Origin of the sequence: Paraburkholderia sp. NPDC080076 (assembly GCF_050281145.1) — a bacterium.
Lineage (GTDB): Bacteria > Pseudomonadota > Gammaproteobacteria > Burkholderiales > Burkholderiaceae > Paraburkholderia.
Map to the genome: position 1 here is coordinate 1 of NZ_JBNNWQ010000020.1, position 15739 is coordinate 15739.

Consider the following 15739-nt stretch of genomic DNA (forward strand, 5'->3'; position numbering starts at 1 on the left):
ATGCTGGGCGACGGCAGCCAGTGGGGCATGAACATCCAGTACGCGGTTCAGCCGTCGCCGGATGGGCTCGCGCAGGCGTTCATCATCGGCCGGGATTTTGTGGGTAACGATCCGTCGGCGCTGATTCTCGGCGACAACATTTTCTATGGTCACGATCTTGCGAAACAGCTCGAGCGCGCCAACGAGAAAACGGAAGGCGCCACGGTCTTTGCGTACCACGTGCACGATCCTGAACGTTACGGCGTGGTCGAATTCGACAAGCAATTCCGCGCGCTGTCGATCGAAGAGAAGCCGGCCAAGCCGCGTTCGAACTACGCGGTCACGGGTCTGTACTTCTACGACAAGCAGGTCTGCGACATCGCCGCGGACATCAAGCCGTCGCCGCGTGGCGAACTTGAAATCACCGACGTCAACTCGCGTTATCTCGCCAACGCCGCACTCGAAGTGGAAATCATGGGCCGTGGCTACGCGTGGCTCGATACCGGCACGCATGATTCGCTGATCGAAGCGGCCACGTTCATTGCTACGCTGCAGAAGCGTCAGGGCCTCGTGGTCGCGTGTCCGGAAGAGATCGCTTACCGGCAACAGTGGATCGACGGCGAGCAGTTGCAGGCGCTCGCCAAACCGCTCGCCAAAAACGCCTACGGGCAATATCTGCAAAACATTCTTACGGATCAAGTGGCATGGCCATCCAAGTAACCGCTACCGCGTTGCCTGAAGTCAAGATCATCGAGCCGAAGGTGTTCGGCGATGCGAGAGGTTTTTTCTTCGAGAGCTTCAACGCGAAGGAGTTCGCCGAGCAGGTCGAGCCGGGCGTCGAGTTCGTGCAGGACAACCATTCGCGCTCCGCGAAGGGCGTGCTGCGTGGATTGCATTACCAGGTCCAGAATGCGCAGGGCAAGCTCGTGCGCGTCGTCGAAGGTGAGGTGTTCGACGTCGCTGTCGACATCCGCAAGAGTTCGCCGAATTTCGGCAAATGGGCCGGCGTGGTTTTGTCGGTCGATAACCACCGGCAGTTGTGGGTGCCGCCCGGTTTCGCGCATGGGTTCGTGGTGCTGTCCGAGTCCGCGCAGTTCCTCTACAAGACCACCGACTACTGGTATCCCGAGCACGAGCGCAGCATCGTCTGGAACGATCCGGAGATCGGCATCGAATGGCCGATCGACGCCGAGCCGCTGCTGGCTGCGAAAGACGCGGCGGCCAAGCGCCTTGCCGATGCTGACGTGTTCGAGTAAGGGGCTGGAGCATGAGCGCACATGATGCCAAGCGAACGATCCTCGTCACCGGCGTAAATGGCCAGGTGGGCTTCGAGCTCGCGCGTACGCTGCAAGGGCTCGGCACGGTGGTCGCGGTGGACCGCGCCGCGATGGATCTGTCCGATCCGGATCAGGTGCGTGCCGTGGTGCGCAACATCCGGCCGACGCTGATCGTCAATCCCGCAGCCTATACCGCGGTCGACAAGGCGGAAGAGGAACTCGATCTCGCCATGCGCATCAACGGCGAAGTGCCCGGCGTGCTCGCTGAAGAAGCGAAGAAGCTGGGCGCGGCGTTGGTCCATTATTCGACCGACTACGTGTTCAACGGCGAGAAAGACGGCGCCTACGTCGAAGACGATCCCACCGATCCGCAAAACGCGTATGGACGCACCAAGCTGGCCGGCGAGCAGGCCATCGCCGCGAGCGGTTGCGCGCACCTCATTTTCCGCACGAGCTGGGTGTACGGCACGCGCGGCAAGAACTTCCTGTTGACGATGCTGCGCCTCGGCGCGGACCGTGACGAGCTGAGCGTGGTCGCCGACCAGGTCGGCGCGCCGACCTGGTCGAAAACGATTGCGGCGCTCACTGCGAACGTACTCGCGCAGGCAGCGGCGCCGGGCCAGAGCGACTGGTGGCAGCAGCATTCGGGCGTTTATCACCTGACTGCGACGGGTTCGGCATCGTGGCACGGTTTTGCCGAGGCCATTTTCGAACTGTCGGGTCTGGCGAAAACGCCGACCGTCAAACCGATCCCGGCTGCTTCCTATCCGACGCCGGCGAAGCGGCCCGGCAACTCGCGCATGTCGAATGACAAGCTTGCACGGACGTTCGGCGTGCAGGCGCCGGACTGGCGCGACGCCTTGCAACTTTGCCTGGCCGAGCGTTGAGCAGCACGCCGCTGACATCGCGTACGGGGGCCGTCGTTGTTTTCTACAACCCCGATGCGGCCTGTATCGAGCGGGCCAACCGGCTCGCCGCAAGGATGCACTGCGTGGTGGTCGACAACACGCCGGACGTGCGCCCAGCGAGCGAGCTGGGACTAGCCGGCGCGATCGAGTACTTGGCCAACGGTGAGAATGCGGGCATCGCGACAGCGATCAATCAGGGCGTCGAAGCGCTGATTCGCGGCGGCTTCGACATGGCGATCATCTTCGATCAGGACAGCGAGCCGCCCGCGTCGCTGTTCACGGAGTTGCCGAAGGTCATCGACGCGGCCAACGCTTCAGGGGAGCGTGTCGCGCTGGCGGGTCCGGCCTACGAAGATGCGCGCCTGCGCGGCCTCGCGCCGTTCGTGCGCTTCAAGTGGGGCACGCTGGAGCGGATCGTGCCGCAGGGCGATCAGCCCGTCGAGGTCGATTTCCTGATTTCGTCGGGGTCGTGCATCAATTTGCGCTGGTGGTCGAGCATCGGTCCGATGGACGACGCGCTTTTCATCGATTTTGTCGACCTGGAATGGTGTGTGCGTGCCAAGCAGAAGGGCTATCGGGTGCTGGGCGTGCCATGGGTGCACATGAGCCATGAACTCGGCGGCGAGCCGGTCCGCGTACTGGGCCGCGCGTATCCCATGCATAGCCCGTTGCGCCACTACTACCTGTTCCGCAATGCCGTTGTGCTGATTGGCCGTTCCTATGTGCCCTGGACGTGGAAGTCGTCCGAACTGGTCAAATTTCCCGTGCGGCTCGTCATCTATTCATTGATGCCCTCGCAGCGGATGGCCCATTTGAAAATGGCGTTGCTTGGAATGTGGGACGGCATTCGCGGGCGGTTGGGCAGGCTTTAGAACGCGGTGCGGCGGTAGTCAGTGCCATTGGTCAGGAAACCGACGAGCAGCAGTCAGCTCGTCGGATGAGCAGGAAGGAAATGCATGAACACAAAATTTGGTGAGCATCAGCAGGATGTAGTCAGTCAGGACGTCTCCCAAGATGAGCCGTTGTCGCATGGCGCGGAGGATATGCGCCATCTTCAGGGGCGTGTGGCACTGCTCGAAAAACTGCTTGATGATGCGCTGCACGATGGCGAGTCGATCGCAAAGCTGAACAATCGGATTCTGAAACTGGAAGTTGAGAATGCCGCTTTAATCAATTCGACCTCGTGGCGGGTGACGGCGCCGCTGCGCTCGCTTGCCCGCGTCGTGAAGGCGGTGCGCCTCGCGTTCAGCACCATTAGCCGCCAGGCCGAGGTCAGGGGCGGGCTGGGTAGCGCGTTGGGCTACTACGCGTCGACGATCCGGCGCGAAGGTCTGCCGGGCGTCGTGGCGCGCGTGCGCCGGCTCAAAAGCGGCCGCGGCTTCGCCGACGGTCCGCCGCGTGACGAGGTTTATCACGAGTGGATCGGCCTGTACGACACGGTCACGCCGACCAGGAAACTCGAAATCGAAGCGGATATCGGCCGGCTGGCGCGCAAGCCGCTGATCTCCGTCGTCGTGCCGACGTTCAATAGCGACGAACGTCTGCTGCGCGAAATGGTTGCCTCGGTTCAGGCGCAAATCTATCCGCATTGGGAGTTGTGCATCGCGGACGATGCGTCGACCCAGCCGCACGTCAAGGCCGTCCTGCAGGAACTGGCCGCTGCCGACAGCCGCATCAAGGTCGTCTTCCGCGAGACGAACGGCCACATTTCCGAAGCCAGCAATAGTGCGCTCGCGCTCGCGACCGGCGAATACGTCGCCTTGCTGGATCACGACGACCTGCTGCCGCCGCACGCGCTTTACATGGTGGCGCGCTACATCAATCAGCATCCGCAAGGCCGGATGTTCTACAGCGACGAAGACAAGCTCACCACCGAGGGCAAGCGCACTACGCCTTACTTCAAGTGCGACTGGAACCCGCAAATGTTCCTGACGCAGAACATGTTTTCCCATCTGGGCGTGTTCGAGACGAAGCTGGTTCGGGAAGCGGGCGGCTTCAGGAAGGGCTTCGAAGGCAGCCAGGACTACGACCTGGCGTTGCGCTGCGTGGAGCTTGCCGGCGACGACAGCGTGATCCACATTCCACATGTGCTGTATCACTGGCGCATCGTGCCCGGCAGCACGGCGGGCAGCGGCAGCGAGAAGCCTTATGCGTTGATCGCCGCGATTCGCGCGCTGGAAGATCATCTGAAGCGGGCCAACATCAGCGCAACGGTCGAGCACCCGATCGAAACACTCGGCGTGCTGCGCGTGCGTTATACGTTGCCGAGTCCGCAGCCCAAAGTGTCGATCATCATTCCGACACGGGATGGCCTTGACCTGCTCAAGCAATGTCTCGACAGTATTTTCGCGCGCACGCTTTATCAGAATTTCGAAATCATCATCGTCGACAACGGCAGCGTGAAGCCGGAAACGCTGAGATATTTCGACGAAGTGTCGCAGCGTCCCAATGTGCGTGTTTTGCGCGATGAATCGCCGTTCAATTTCTCGGCGCTGAATAATCACGCGGCGCGCGTGGCGACCGGCGAATTCCTGTGTCTGTTGAATAACGATATCGAAGTGATCTCGCCGGACTGGTTGAATGAAATGGTGAGTCTGGCCAATCTGCCGCGCGCCGGCGCGGTGGGCGCCTGTCTGTGGTATCCGAGTGATGCGTTGCAGCACGGCGGCGTGGTGCTCGGTCTCGGCGGCATTGCCGGCCACATGCATCACATGATGAAGCGTGGGCATTACGGGTACTTCGGCCGCGCGGTGGCGACGCAGAATCTGTCGGCGGTGACCGCCGCCTGCCTCGTCGTCAGGAAGTCGGTCTACGACGAAGTGGGCGGCCTGGAAGAAGAACTGGCGGTCGCCTTCAACGACGTGGACTTCTGCATGAAACTGCTGAAGGCGGGCTACCGCAATATCTGGACGCCGTATGCCGAGTTGTACCACCACGAATCGGCCACCCGCGGCTCGGACCATGATCCGGTGAAGTACGAGCGCTTCGTCAGCGAGATTCGCCGCATGGAGGCACGTTGGGAGGGCTGGTTCGAACGGGACCCGGCATACAACCCCAATCTGTCGCTCAACTGCGAGGTTCTGCCGTTTACGCTGGCGTCGCCGCCGCGCATCGGTCAATTCGAATAGCGGCGCGGCTCAGGCGGCCTGACGCCTGCACGAAGGGTCCTGCGGCGCGCAGGGCCTGATTTGACTGGGTTCCGTCCGCTACGGCAGAATGCCGGGTTAAGATGGCGGCGGCTGTATCCAGAAATATTCATTACGTTCCGGCGCGCCTGTCAACGAGCCGCTGGAATTTTTAGCACCGTTTGCATCGGTTTGGACAATCGAAATGCAGACGGTTTGTCGGAATCTATCAATGCAAATTTCTGTTTTGCGGCATCGGTCGCTCTTGTGGGACTTTGTCCGCCGTGACCTTGCGACTAAATTCCGCGGTTCGGCGCTCGGCTCCGTCTGGATGATCGTTACGCCAATCCTCACCTTGCTGGTCTATTTCTTTGTTTTTAGCGTCGTGTTTAAGGCGCGCTGGGCGGGCGAAGGGTTAAACAGTAAGGCGTCCGCGCTGATTCTTTTCAGCGGACTGATCACTTACACGTTCTTTTCCGAATGCTTTCTGCGCGCGCCGATGCTGATGCGCGAGAATCCGAACTTCATCAAAAAGGTCGTGTTCCCGCTCGAAGTATTGCCGCTCGCCATTACCCTGTCCGCGGTCGTGAACGCGGCGATCGGCTACGGTCTTCTGCTCCTGTTCAACCTGGTGTTCGTCGGCTTGCCGCCGCTGTCCGCCATTGCGCTGCCGGTTGTCCTGTTGCCGATGTTTTTCGCCGTGCTGGGTGTGACGTATCTGCTGGCGTCGCTCGGCGTCTATCTGCCCGACATCAAGCTGCTGGTGCCGCCAATCTCCATGGCGATCATGTATCTGAGCCCGGTGTTTTATCCGCTCGACATGGTGCCGAAAATGCTGCGATTCGCGGTCGCGATGAATCCTTTTACTCCGGTGCTGGAAAACGTACGGCACGCATTCTTCTTTGGCGAATGGCCCGATCCGGTCGGCATGATTATTCAATTGGCGATTTCGATTGCTTTTCTATGCGTGTGCTACTGGTTTTTCATGAAATCCAAAAAAGGATTTCCTGATGTGCTTTAAGAAATTCGCTTAAAAGGTATAAGTCGAATTAACGTCGGCAGGTATTGGATTAATATAATGAATAGCAAGAAGGCGCGTGTTGGTATTGTTATCGTAACCTTCAATTCAGCGGAGGTGTTCGCGCTTGCGATCGAGAGCCTGATCAAGACCCGAAGCGATACGGAATTCGTGGTGGCCGCGATCGATAACGCATCCCGGCCGGCCGAGCGTGCCGCCGTGCAGGCCACGTTCGAGAACGCCGTCGCCCAGCATGGCCTGCAAGGCAAATTCTTCCAGCAGGACAAGAATCTCGGATTTTCCGGTGGTAATAACGTCGGTATCGAGTACTGCCTGTCGGACCCGGCGATCACGCATATCTGCCTGCTCAATAGCGACGTCATCGTCACCGACCATTGGCTGGACTACCTCGTCGCGGCGGATAAGGATGCGATCGGCCCGCTGACCAACGCGTCGAACAATGAGCAGGGCATTCCGATTCCCTACCATCTCGGCGACCGCAACCGGCTGGGCGAAGGCAGCGCCGCGCTCGATATGCCGGTGCTCACCGAATTCGCCATTCGCCGGCGCGAAGGCTGGTTGGGCTTGACGGTCGACAGCGACTTTCTGAGCTATTACTGCGTGTTGTTTTCGCGCGAGCTGATCGAACGCGTGGGCACGCTCGACGAACGATTCTTTCCTGGCGCCTACGAAGACGACGACCATTGCGTCCGCATTCTGGAAGCCGGTTTCAAAATGCATGTGGCGCGTGATGTGTATATCCATCACTGGGGCTCGGCGTCGTTCGGCAAGCTGGATGTCGTCGAGGCCCAAGGATTCGCCGCGCAAAACCGCGCGCGATTCGAAGAGAAGCATGGCCGCGCATGGCAAGATCGCACGCGCCTGTCCGTGACCGCCTGGATGCAGGATTCGTTGTTTGCGATTGCCTCGCCGAAGCGGTTTCCGATTCACCTCGAAACGCATCACCTGTACGCGCGCCAGATGCGCACGCTCGTGGCAGGTCTCGAGGACTATTCGAAGCACTTGAGCGGAGAAATCGCGCGCATCCAGGCGGAGGGGTTGACCGACCTCCGTTCGCTGGTGATGGGGCGCCATGTCGACGAACGCGCGTCGGCGGCTTCCTTGCTTCCCGTGATCAACAGTATCGACGCGGACATCGAGCAATACCTGTCGACGGACGGCGAAGGTGCCGCGCCGGAGATCGTACAGCGCATGACGGTCCGGTTCGAATCGCTCGCTCATGAACTGAGCGCGCTGGTCGCCAGGACGTCGGGCATGGCTCGCGAGCTAACCGCAATGCAAGCCGCCAAGCCGCAAGACAAGCCGCTCGGTCTGATGCAACGCGTGATCAACCGGCTGGCTCGCGCGGCACAGTTCCCCACTTCGAAGGTGAGCCGCCTCGTGCGCGGATACGAATTGTTGCAACTGATGCTGCACGGCGAAGGAATTCTTTTCTTCGCTCCGTATCCGACCAAGGAGCGAGAGCGCGACGGCTACTTCCAGCGCGTGAAGGCGATCGATTCGCTGTTTCCCACGAAACACCGGGTGTATTGCGATGTACGCGGTCATCCGGAGGCCAAGCCTTTTATCGAAAGGGCGGCGCATAACGCCTGGGTCCTCAATATTTCCCTGCAGTCGGTCAATCAATGCCGGATCGTGGCGCTGCTGGCGCGCCGCTTCAAGCGCGTTTATTTCCACAGCGTCTTGCGCATGCCGAATGCGGCAGCCGAGGCGGCGCTCCGCGTGCCGGGCCTGAAATGGGTGCTCGACGTGCACGGTGTCGTGCCCGAAGAATTTCGGATGCACAACGATTTCTTCTCCGCGCGCATCCATGACGATTGCGAGCGCACGGCGGTGGAGAAGGCGAGCCGTGTGATCGTCGTGTCACAGGCAATGGGCAACTATCTCGCTCACAAGTACCGCGAACTGCTGCGCGCGAAAGTGATCGTGTTGCCGATCTTCGCATTGGAAGAGGGCAGCGAAGCGGTGCGGCCCTACAAGGATGGCCGGCCCACGGTCATTTATGCCGGCGGCACGCAGAAGTGGCAAAACGTACCTGCCATGATGAGCGTGGTCGCGCGAGCGCTTGAACACGCCGACTGGTGGATGTACACGCCGGATGTCGACGTGATGAGAAACGCGGCGGCGCCCGAGGTTCAAAGCCACCCGAACTTCCATGTGGCCAGCGCGACGCGCGCCGAACTCAATGAGGTGTATCAGCACTGCCATTTCGGCTTCATTCTGCGGGACGACATGGTGGTGAACCACGTGTCCTGCCCGACGAAGTTGATCGAGTATTTGGCGTTCGGCATCGTGCCCATCGTGGATACGCCCAACATCGGCGACTTCAACACGTACGGCATGCGTTTCGTGAACGTCGAGGATTTTGCCAAGGGGCTGATTCCGGACGCGGCGACGCGCATGGAGATGGCCGCGCATAATCGGGCGATCTGCGAGCGGCTGGTCGAGCAGAAGGCCACGGGCGAGAAGGAACTGATCGAGGCGCTGACCTAGTCGGCTAACCGGGGCCGCGCGCGAGAGGCGGGCGGCTCCCGATCACAGCTTTGTTTAAAGCTGTTCATCAACAAAGAGAGTGGTCTTGGACGATATAGCTATCCACGTTCGCGAGCTGAGCAAGCGTTACGAACTTTATGCGAAGCCTCACCATCGGCTGGCGCAGATGCTACTTCGTGGCCGTCGCCAGTTTTTCGGCGAATTCTGGCCGCTGCGCAACATCTCCTTCAACGTGAAGAAGGGCGAAGCGGTGGGTATCGTGGGCCGCAACGGCGCGGGTAAGTCGACGCTGCTGCAGATCATCGCCGGCGTTCTGTCGCCCACTCAGGGCGACGTGGAGGTGCACGGCCGGGTCGCGGCTCTGCTGGAATTGGGCAGCGGTTTCAATCCGGAGTTTACGGGCCGCGAGAACGCGTATCTGAACGGCTCGATTCTCGGCTTGTCGCGCAAGGAGATGGACGCGGCCATGCCGGAGATCATCCGCTTCGCGGCGATCGGCGATTTCTTCGACCAACCCGTCAAGCACTACTCGAGCGGGATGATGGTGCGCGTCGCATTTGCGGTGCAGGTGCAACTGAACCCGGATGTGCTGATCGTCGACGAGGCATTGGCGGTCGGCGACGCGCTGTTCCAGAAGCGCTGCTATCAGCGCATTCGCCAGCTGCGCGATCGTGGCGTCGCGATTCTCTTCGTGTCGCACGACATCGAGTCGGTCCGAACCTTTACGGACCGCGCCATTTTGCTTCACCACGGCGAGGTGATGGCGGCAGGGCCGTCCGGCGAAGTCGTGCTGGCCTATCGCAAGCTGTTGCACGACGAGGAAAACCTCGCCAAGCAAAAGGAGATCGCCGAGCACAAGCAGGCGGTCAAGGCGGACACCGCGCCGAAGGTAGCGGCGCCCGTCGAATCGCCGCAGTTGACGGCGCCCGCCGCGACGGCCGAGCCGCTCGAGGCCGCTGCAGCAGAAGGGCACCTCGCGCAAGCCGTGTCGAATGTCTCGGACGCAGCGGATCAGATGGAAACCGACGCGCGCAACGAAGGCGGCAAGTTCGAATTCGGCAGCCTCGAAGCGCTGATTACGGACGTCTCCGTGCTGGACGGCGCGGGCGAGCAATGCACCACGTTCTACACCGGTGATACGGTCAAGATCGTGGTGAAATTCTCGATTCGGGAAGACATGGACAAGCTCTATGTCAATCTGCGGATCCGCAACAAGGAAGGCATCAAGATGTACTCCTGGGGGACGTTCAACCAGGACGCCGAACTGATTGCCGGGAAGCAGGACGGCTTCATTTTCTGGAACCGGAAGTTCCGTGCGGGCGAAGAGCATTCCGTCGTCTTCACGATGGACTCCTGCTCGCTCGGCGAAAATTTCTACGAGGTGCAGGCCTCGCTGATCCACCAGGAGTCGATGAACTTCTCCGATCAGGCAATCTTGCACTGGATCGACGAGGCCGCGTTCTTCATGGTCCGCGCGCGTGTCGACACGCATTTCTTCGGTGGCGTGTGCGATCTGCACATGCGCGCCGAACTTGAAGCACCCACCGGCGAGGCCTCGTAAGTGAACGCCTGTCAGTCGCAACGACGAGGGGCGGCTGGCGTCCTTCGACAAAACGGCTCGCCGTACAAAACCTTGGTGTTGACTGTATGACCGTGTTTTCAAGCCACGATGTGCGAGCATGCTTGCGCCAGTGCGTAACCTGTTTCGGGCACGGCAGGATCCTGTACATCGGCGCGCATGCCGCTGATGCGCTCGACTTCCTGCTGGCCGCGGGAACCGATCCGTACGCGCTTTCGCTCGACGCGGATGGCGGGGCACAAGCCGATCATCGGTTCGTGTCAAATCGGCTCGAAGCGGCGTCTGTCATGGCCCCTTCCCTCGGCATTGCCCAGCGCGAATCTTTCGACGCGGCGATCGTGGTTCTCCCGCCGGACAGCAAGGCCGCCGAGGCGGCAGTCTGGCTCAAGCTGATTGCGGATGCGGGTATCACGAACGTCGCGCTGATGAGCCCGGTTGCGCAAGACGAAGCCGGCCTTGCTTCTAGCGGCCACGTCAAAGCACGGGCCTTCGAACTCGGGTTTCGCATCCACGCCCGTTTGACATTCGCGCGGCTGACTTGTCCGCTGCCCTCGTTGGGCAGCTACGAAGTCTGCGCTTTCGAGCGTGCTGCAAACGCGTCGACGGAGCAACGCCCCGCGATGGCTGAAGACGTCTTGCGGCACACCGACGCGGCGTCGCAAACCAAAGTCGCCGAGCTCACGCAGGTCGGCAGTTTCGTTCGGGCCGGCGATGCCGTTCTCGTGCTGGACGACACGGCCGGCAGCGGCGCCTACGTCGTTGCGCAGAACTCGACGGCGAGCCACGTGCTCGGCATCGTGCCCGACGCGTTGCAGTGCGACTATGCGTCGAGTGAATATGGCGTGGCGGGTCGCGTCGATTTCAAGCCGTGGTCCGGTGAGGAATTGAACGGCCTGACGAACCATTCTTTCGACGTCGTGATTTGCCGCGACGTTCGCCGCTTCGCGCCGCTCGACTGGCCGCGGCTCGCCGACATCGTGCGGCCGGGTGGACGATTGATTCTCGGATTGACGGCCCCGCAGAGCACGGGCGACGCTTCTGTGAAAACGCAGTCTTCTGTCGAACTGCTGCGCTCGATTACCGGTTCGGCCCACACAAGCTGGCTGCCGGAATGCGCTTTTATTTCGCGGCCGGATGCGCCGTCCCACGTTGCATGGCGCAAGATAGAACTCGACCAGCCCACGGTGGCCAGCGACGGCCATTTGATCGTCGTCTCGATGCGCGATCCCGTCAGCGCGGATCCGTCGGCTTTTGTCGATACGATGTACAAGCACGCCGATTCGCCGGCGTTCAATGTGTTGCCGGACGGACGCAGCATGGCGAATCCATGGCTCTTCAGGAGCATGGTGACCATCGGCACGCGTATGAACAACGACGCTGAATTGGGCAGCCTGCAAGCGCGAGTCTTGCAGCAGGCGCCGCACGACACTGCCGATTACGGCGCCGCGCTTTGCGGCCACGCCTATCGCGTGATTGCCGCACGGGCTTCGTCGGAAACGGTGCGCACGTGTGTGGCGGAAATTCAGGCGTACCTCGATACGAACAAGAATGACGCGCAGTATCTGCGATGGTCGATATCGCAGACTTATGTCGCCGCCAAGCTCTTGCAGGCAATAGGCGATCTGGAGGGTGCCGAGGCGTGGGCATTGAAGTGCGCCGCGATGGACCCGGTTCCTTTTAGTCCGCTGCTGGCAACCAAGACGGTTGCTGCGCTCGACCTGGCGGCCAGCTTTGCCGTGGCTCGCCGCGACTACGAGACTGCGCGCCAGTATCTCGAGCGGGCGGTGCGGGAAGTCCAGCGGGTTCTGTCGGGTGACTGGGTCAATATCCTCGGCGACGTGACGAAGCCATTGAGCTTCGGGTTGCCGGAAGTTTCGCAACTGGCCGAACTGGGTGCGCGGTGCGCGTATCTTCTGAACTATCTCGCCGACGCCGGATATCGGCCCGGACTGGTGTGGCGTGAACACCGGGGATTTTACGAGCGCGGGTTCGAAGCAAAGGATGCGCAGATCGGGGCGCTGTTGGATCGCAACACCTTCCTGTACGGCGAGACACAACGTCTGGAGGCTTTCGTCCAGGAGTTGAGAGGCGAAGCCGATCGACTGGAGGGCATCATTCAGCAAGGCAAGAACGAGGAAGCTCGCCTGGAAGGCGTGATTCAGGCAGTCAAGATCGAGGCGGGTCGCCTCGAAGGCGTGATTAGAGAGAAGGATAGCGAAGTGGCAGCTCTCAAACAGACCGTTGCTGCTGAGGAAGCAGAGAAGACTCGTCTCGTGGCGGCGCTCGAGGAACAGCAGAGCGTTGGCGACGCGCTGCGCGCGTCGGCGGCGCGAACGTTGGGGGCGCGGATGCGTCGCGTGTTGCGTGCGCTTGCCAGGCGGACTCGCGTGGCAGTCAAGGCCGTGGCAGTCCAGGCGCCTCAGCCAACGCCGGTTGCCTCGGCCCCAACGCCCGTCAAGCGCTTTCCAAATGCGCCATTATTGCTCGACGAACGACGTGTCGCGCAGTGGCTCGGTCAGTTCGATGCGGACGCGCCTCGCTGGGCGTCGAGCCAGACGCTCGCATCTGTCTTGCCGGCTAGTGAGCGTGGTGCGAGCGACCTGAACGCCGATGACGCGCAACTGAAAATTATCGCCGCCGCCGACTTGCCGTCTTTGGCGCCGCAAGCGCCCGGTGTGGTGATCGTCGTGGTGTTCAAGGCGGGCGACAATCCGTACGCATTACGCAGCGACGTCTACGACCATGTGGACTTGTGTATCGCACTCGACCATCAGGTATTCCTGGGACTGGCGCTGCTGCACCCCATGGTGATCGAGGCGACTCCAGCGAACGTCGTCGACTCCGCGCGCCGTTTCTGGAAGGCGGCCAATAGCACGCAATCGCTGATGGTGCCGGACGCGCTCGCCTTCGACCCGTCGGTCGCACCGGTCGTCATGTTGCAGGTCGACAGCTTCATGGTCGGCGGCCTCGAACGTGTCGTTTTCGATTTGCTGGACCGCCTGGGCAAGGCGGGCTTTCAGCCCATGCTCGGCGTCACCGGCGAAATCGCGAGCGAGGCCGAGGCCGAACTCAAGCAACGGCAGTTCAACTACGTGCGCCTGCCCAGCGATCCCGCCGAGCTTCGCGCAGTGCTGGTCGAGCGGAAGGTGGCGCTCGTCAACGCTCACTATTCGCTGTCGCTCGGCGAGGTCTGCGCTTCGCTGAAAATCCCCTTTGTCCAGACCGTGCATAACATGTACATGTGGCTCGACGCGGCGGGTAAGGAACAGTGGCGTCGCGTGGACGAAGTGACAGACGCCTATATCTGCGTGTCGGCCAACGTCGCGATGTTCGCCGACGTGAATCTGCGCTTGAGCGCGGACCGCATGATCGTCGTTCCCAACGGCTGCGACTCGGGCAGCGCAAAACCCTTGCTCGAACCGGAGCGCGACGTCGCGCTGCGCGAGGAACTCGGGTTTCCGGCGGATAGTCCGGTGTTCGTCAACGTCGCTTCGATCAATCCGGTGAAAGGACAGGGCTTGCTGATCGATGCGTTTGCGATCGCGCATGCGAAGCGGCCCGATATCCGCCTCGTGATCCTTGGCAAGCACTCGGACGCCCGATACGCCGCACAGCTCCAGGAGCGCATCGCGCATCACGGCCTGCAAGACGCGGTGTCGATGCCCGGCTACCGGTCCGACGTCTATCGATTCGTCGATCTGGCGCGCGCAGTTGTGATGCCGTCCTTTACTGAAGGCTGGAGTCTGGCGATATCAGAGGCGCTTCAGCGTAACGCGCCGGTTATCGCCACCGACGTCGGCGGCGCCCGCGAACAGTTGATTGGCGAGGCAAGCACGGTGATTCGCGCCTATCGTGATGACTGGTCGACGCTGGACGGTCCGCAGTTCTATCAGGCCATCGCCAACGAGTGGGACTTGCAGGCGGTTCGCGACGAACTGGCCAGAACGATTGTCGAGCACGCCGGGCGGCCGATGCGCCAGCCGCGCGAGGGCTTGCAGCAGTCGTTCCAGTCGATGACGCCAGCGGAAGCCTATACGCGGCACGCGGAGATTTTCGCGGCCATCCTGACCCGCACGAACGCCGATTGCGTTCGCTATGCGTCGTTTCTGCCTCAGCGTCAAAGCCGTTACTTCAAGTTGACCGATGCGCGGCCCGAAGTGGTCTGAAGCTGCCGGTTTCAAAGGATATTTACCATGGCAAAGAAAAAAGTAGTGGTGTTTGCCGGCACGCGGCCGGAAGCGATCAAGGTCATTTCGGTCGTGCAGGCGCTACGCGCGGCTCACGAGGATTTCGACGTGTGCCTGTGTTCGGTCGGGCAGCATCGGGAAATGTTGATGCAGGCTTTCGCGGACTTCGGCGTGGCGCCGGACGCGAGTCTGGACGTGATGTCGCAGAATCAGTCGCTGGCGGGATTGAGTGCGCGGCTTTTCACCGCGATCGACGAGTTCCTCGCCGCGCAGTCGCCCGATATCATCCTCGTGCAGGGTGACACGATGACCGTCCAGGTGGCCGCATTGACGGCGTTCTATCGACGCATTCGCGTGGGACATATCGAGGCCGGGCTGCGCAGCCATGACATGGCCGCGCCGTTTCCGGAGGAACTGAATCGCCGTGTGGCGTCGCTCGTAACCGACGTCCATTTCGCGCCGACGGAATTGTCGAAGCAGAATCTGCTTGCGGAGCGGGTGCCCGCGGACCAGATCTTCGTGACTGGGAATACCGTGGTGGACGCGCTGTATCTGATGCTCGAGCGCCTGAAGAACGAGCACGTCGAATTGCCGGAGCGAGTCGAGACCGCACTCGCGGAAGGGCGGCGGATCGTGCTCGTGACGGGGCACCGTCGCGAGAGTTTCGGGCCTGGGTTCGAGAACATCTGCACGGCGTTGCGGAAAATCGCCGAGGCGCATCCGGACGTGCGCATCGTCTATCCGGTGCACATGAATCCGAAGGTCCGGGAAGTGGTCAACCGCGTGTTGAGCGATCAGGCCGGCGTCTATCTGGAAGAACCGCTGACCTACAAGCCGTTCCAGCGGCTCATGGCGGCGAGTCATATCATCCTTACCGATTCGGGCGGCATTCAGGAAGAAGGTCCCGCGTTGGGCAAGCCGGTTCTGGTGATGCGCGATGTGACCGAGCGGCCGGAAGGTGTGGAGTCCGGCGTCAACAAGCTGGTGGGTACGGATGTCGACACGATTGTTCGTGAGACTGCGCGTTTGCTCGATGATGAAGCCGCGTATCAGGCGATGTCGGCTGGCAAGAATCCGTTTGGCGACGGTACGGCTGGCGAGCAGATCGTTGCCATTCTGAAGTCGATGCTTGCATCGAAGTAAGACGTTCGA

At 61.3% G+C, this 15739-nt stretch carries 10 protein-coding genes; all 10 read left to right on the plus strand.

The features are described 5' to 3' along the window. Positions 1 to 699: glucose-1-phosphate thymidylyltransferase RfbA (gene rfbA / locus ACQKRQ_RS40770; RefSeq protein ID WP_427483411.1), on the plus strand; the 699-nt coding region annotated here is incomplete at its 5' end. Then, positions 684 to 1235, plus strand: a complete 552-nt coding sequence (gene rfbC / locus ACQKRQ_RS40775) for a dTDP-4-dehydrorhamnose 3,5-epimerase (RefSeq protein ID WP_132375865.1) — start codon at positions 684 to 686, stop codon at positions 1233 to 1235. The genes rfbA and rfbC, both read left to right, overlap by 16 nt. 11 nt (positions 1236 to 1246) lie before the next feature. Next, on the plus strand, positions 1247 to 2143 hold the full coding sequence (rfbD, locus tag ACQKRQ_RS40780) for a dTDP-4-dehydrorhamnose reductase (protein WP_342960113.1): 897 nt from the start codon (positions 1247 to 1249) through the stop codon (positions 2141 to 2143). After that, positions 2140 to 3036, plus strand: coding sequence for a glycosyltransferase family 2 protein (locus tag ACQKRQ_RS40785; protein WP_427483413.1), 897 nt, complete (start codon positions 2140 to 2142; stop codon positions 3034 to 3036). The genes rfbD and ACQKRQ_RS40785 overlap by 4 nt, the downstream gene beginning before the upstream one ends. Positions 3037 to 3120: 84 nt before the next feature. Further along, positions 3121 to 5292 (plus strand): glycosyltransferase family 2 protein, encoded by a 2172-nt coding sequence (locus ACQKRQ_RS40790; RefSeq protein WP_427483415.1) that lies wholly within the window; start codon positions 3121 to 3123, stop codon positions 5290 to 5292. A gap of 229 nt (positions 5293 to 5521) precedes the next feature. Beyond that, a complete protein-coding gene (locus ACQKRQ_RS40795; RefSeq protein WP_427483417.1) occupies positions 5522 to 6310 on the plus strand; it encodes an ABC transporter permease in 789 nt (262 codons plus the stop codon). Between the two features lie 57 nt (positions 6311 to 6367). Beyond that, the gene (locus tag ACQKRQ_RS40800; RefSeq protein ID WP_427483418.1) at positions 6368 to 8821 is read left to right on the plus strand and encodes a glycosyltransferase; all 2454 of its coding nucleotides are present in this window, start codon (positions 6368 to 6370) and stop codon (positions 8819 to 8821) included. Between the two features lie 85 nt (positions 8822 to 8906). Beyond that, positions 8907 to 10382: an ABC transporter ATP-binding protein gene (locus ACQKRQ_RS40805; protein WP_408179376.1), complete on the plus strand. Its 1476-nt coding sequence runs from the start codon at positions 8907 to 8909 to the stop codon at positions 10380 to 10382. Between the two features lie 86 nt (positions 10383 to 10468). Further along, complete coding sequence (locus tag ACQKRQ_RS40810) at positions 10469 to 14566, plus strand: glycosyltransferase (protein ID WP_427483420.1); 4098 nt, start codon at positions 10469 to 10471, stop codon at positions 14564 to 14566. Positions 14567 to 14593: 27 nt separating this feature from the next. Next, positions 14594 to 15730 (plus strand): non-hydrolyzing UDP-N-acetylglucosamine 2-epimerase, encoded by a 1137-nt coding sequence (gene wecB / locus ACQKRQ_RS40815; RefSeq protein ID WP_427483422.1) that lies wholly within the window; start codon positions 14594 to 14596, stop codon positions 15728 to 15730. Positions 15731 to 15739 lie beyond the last annotated feature (9 nt).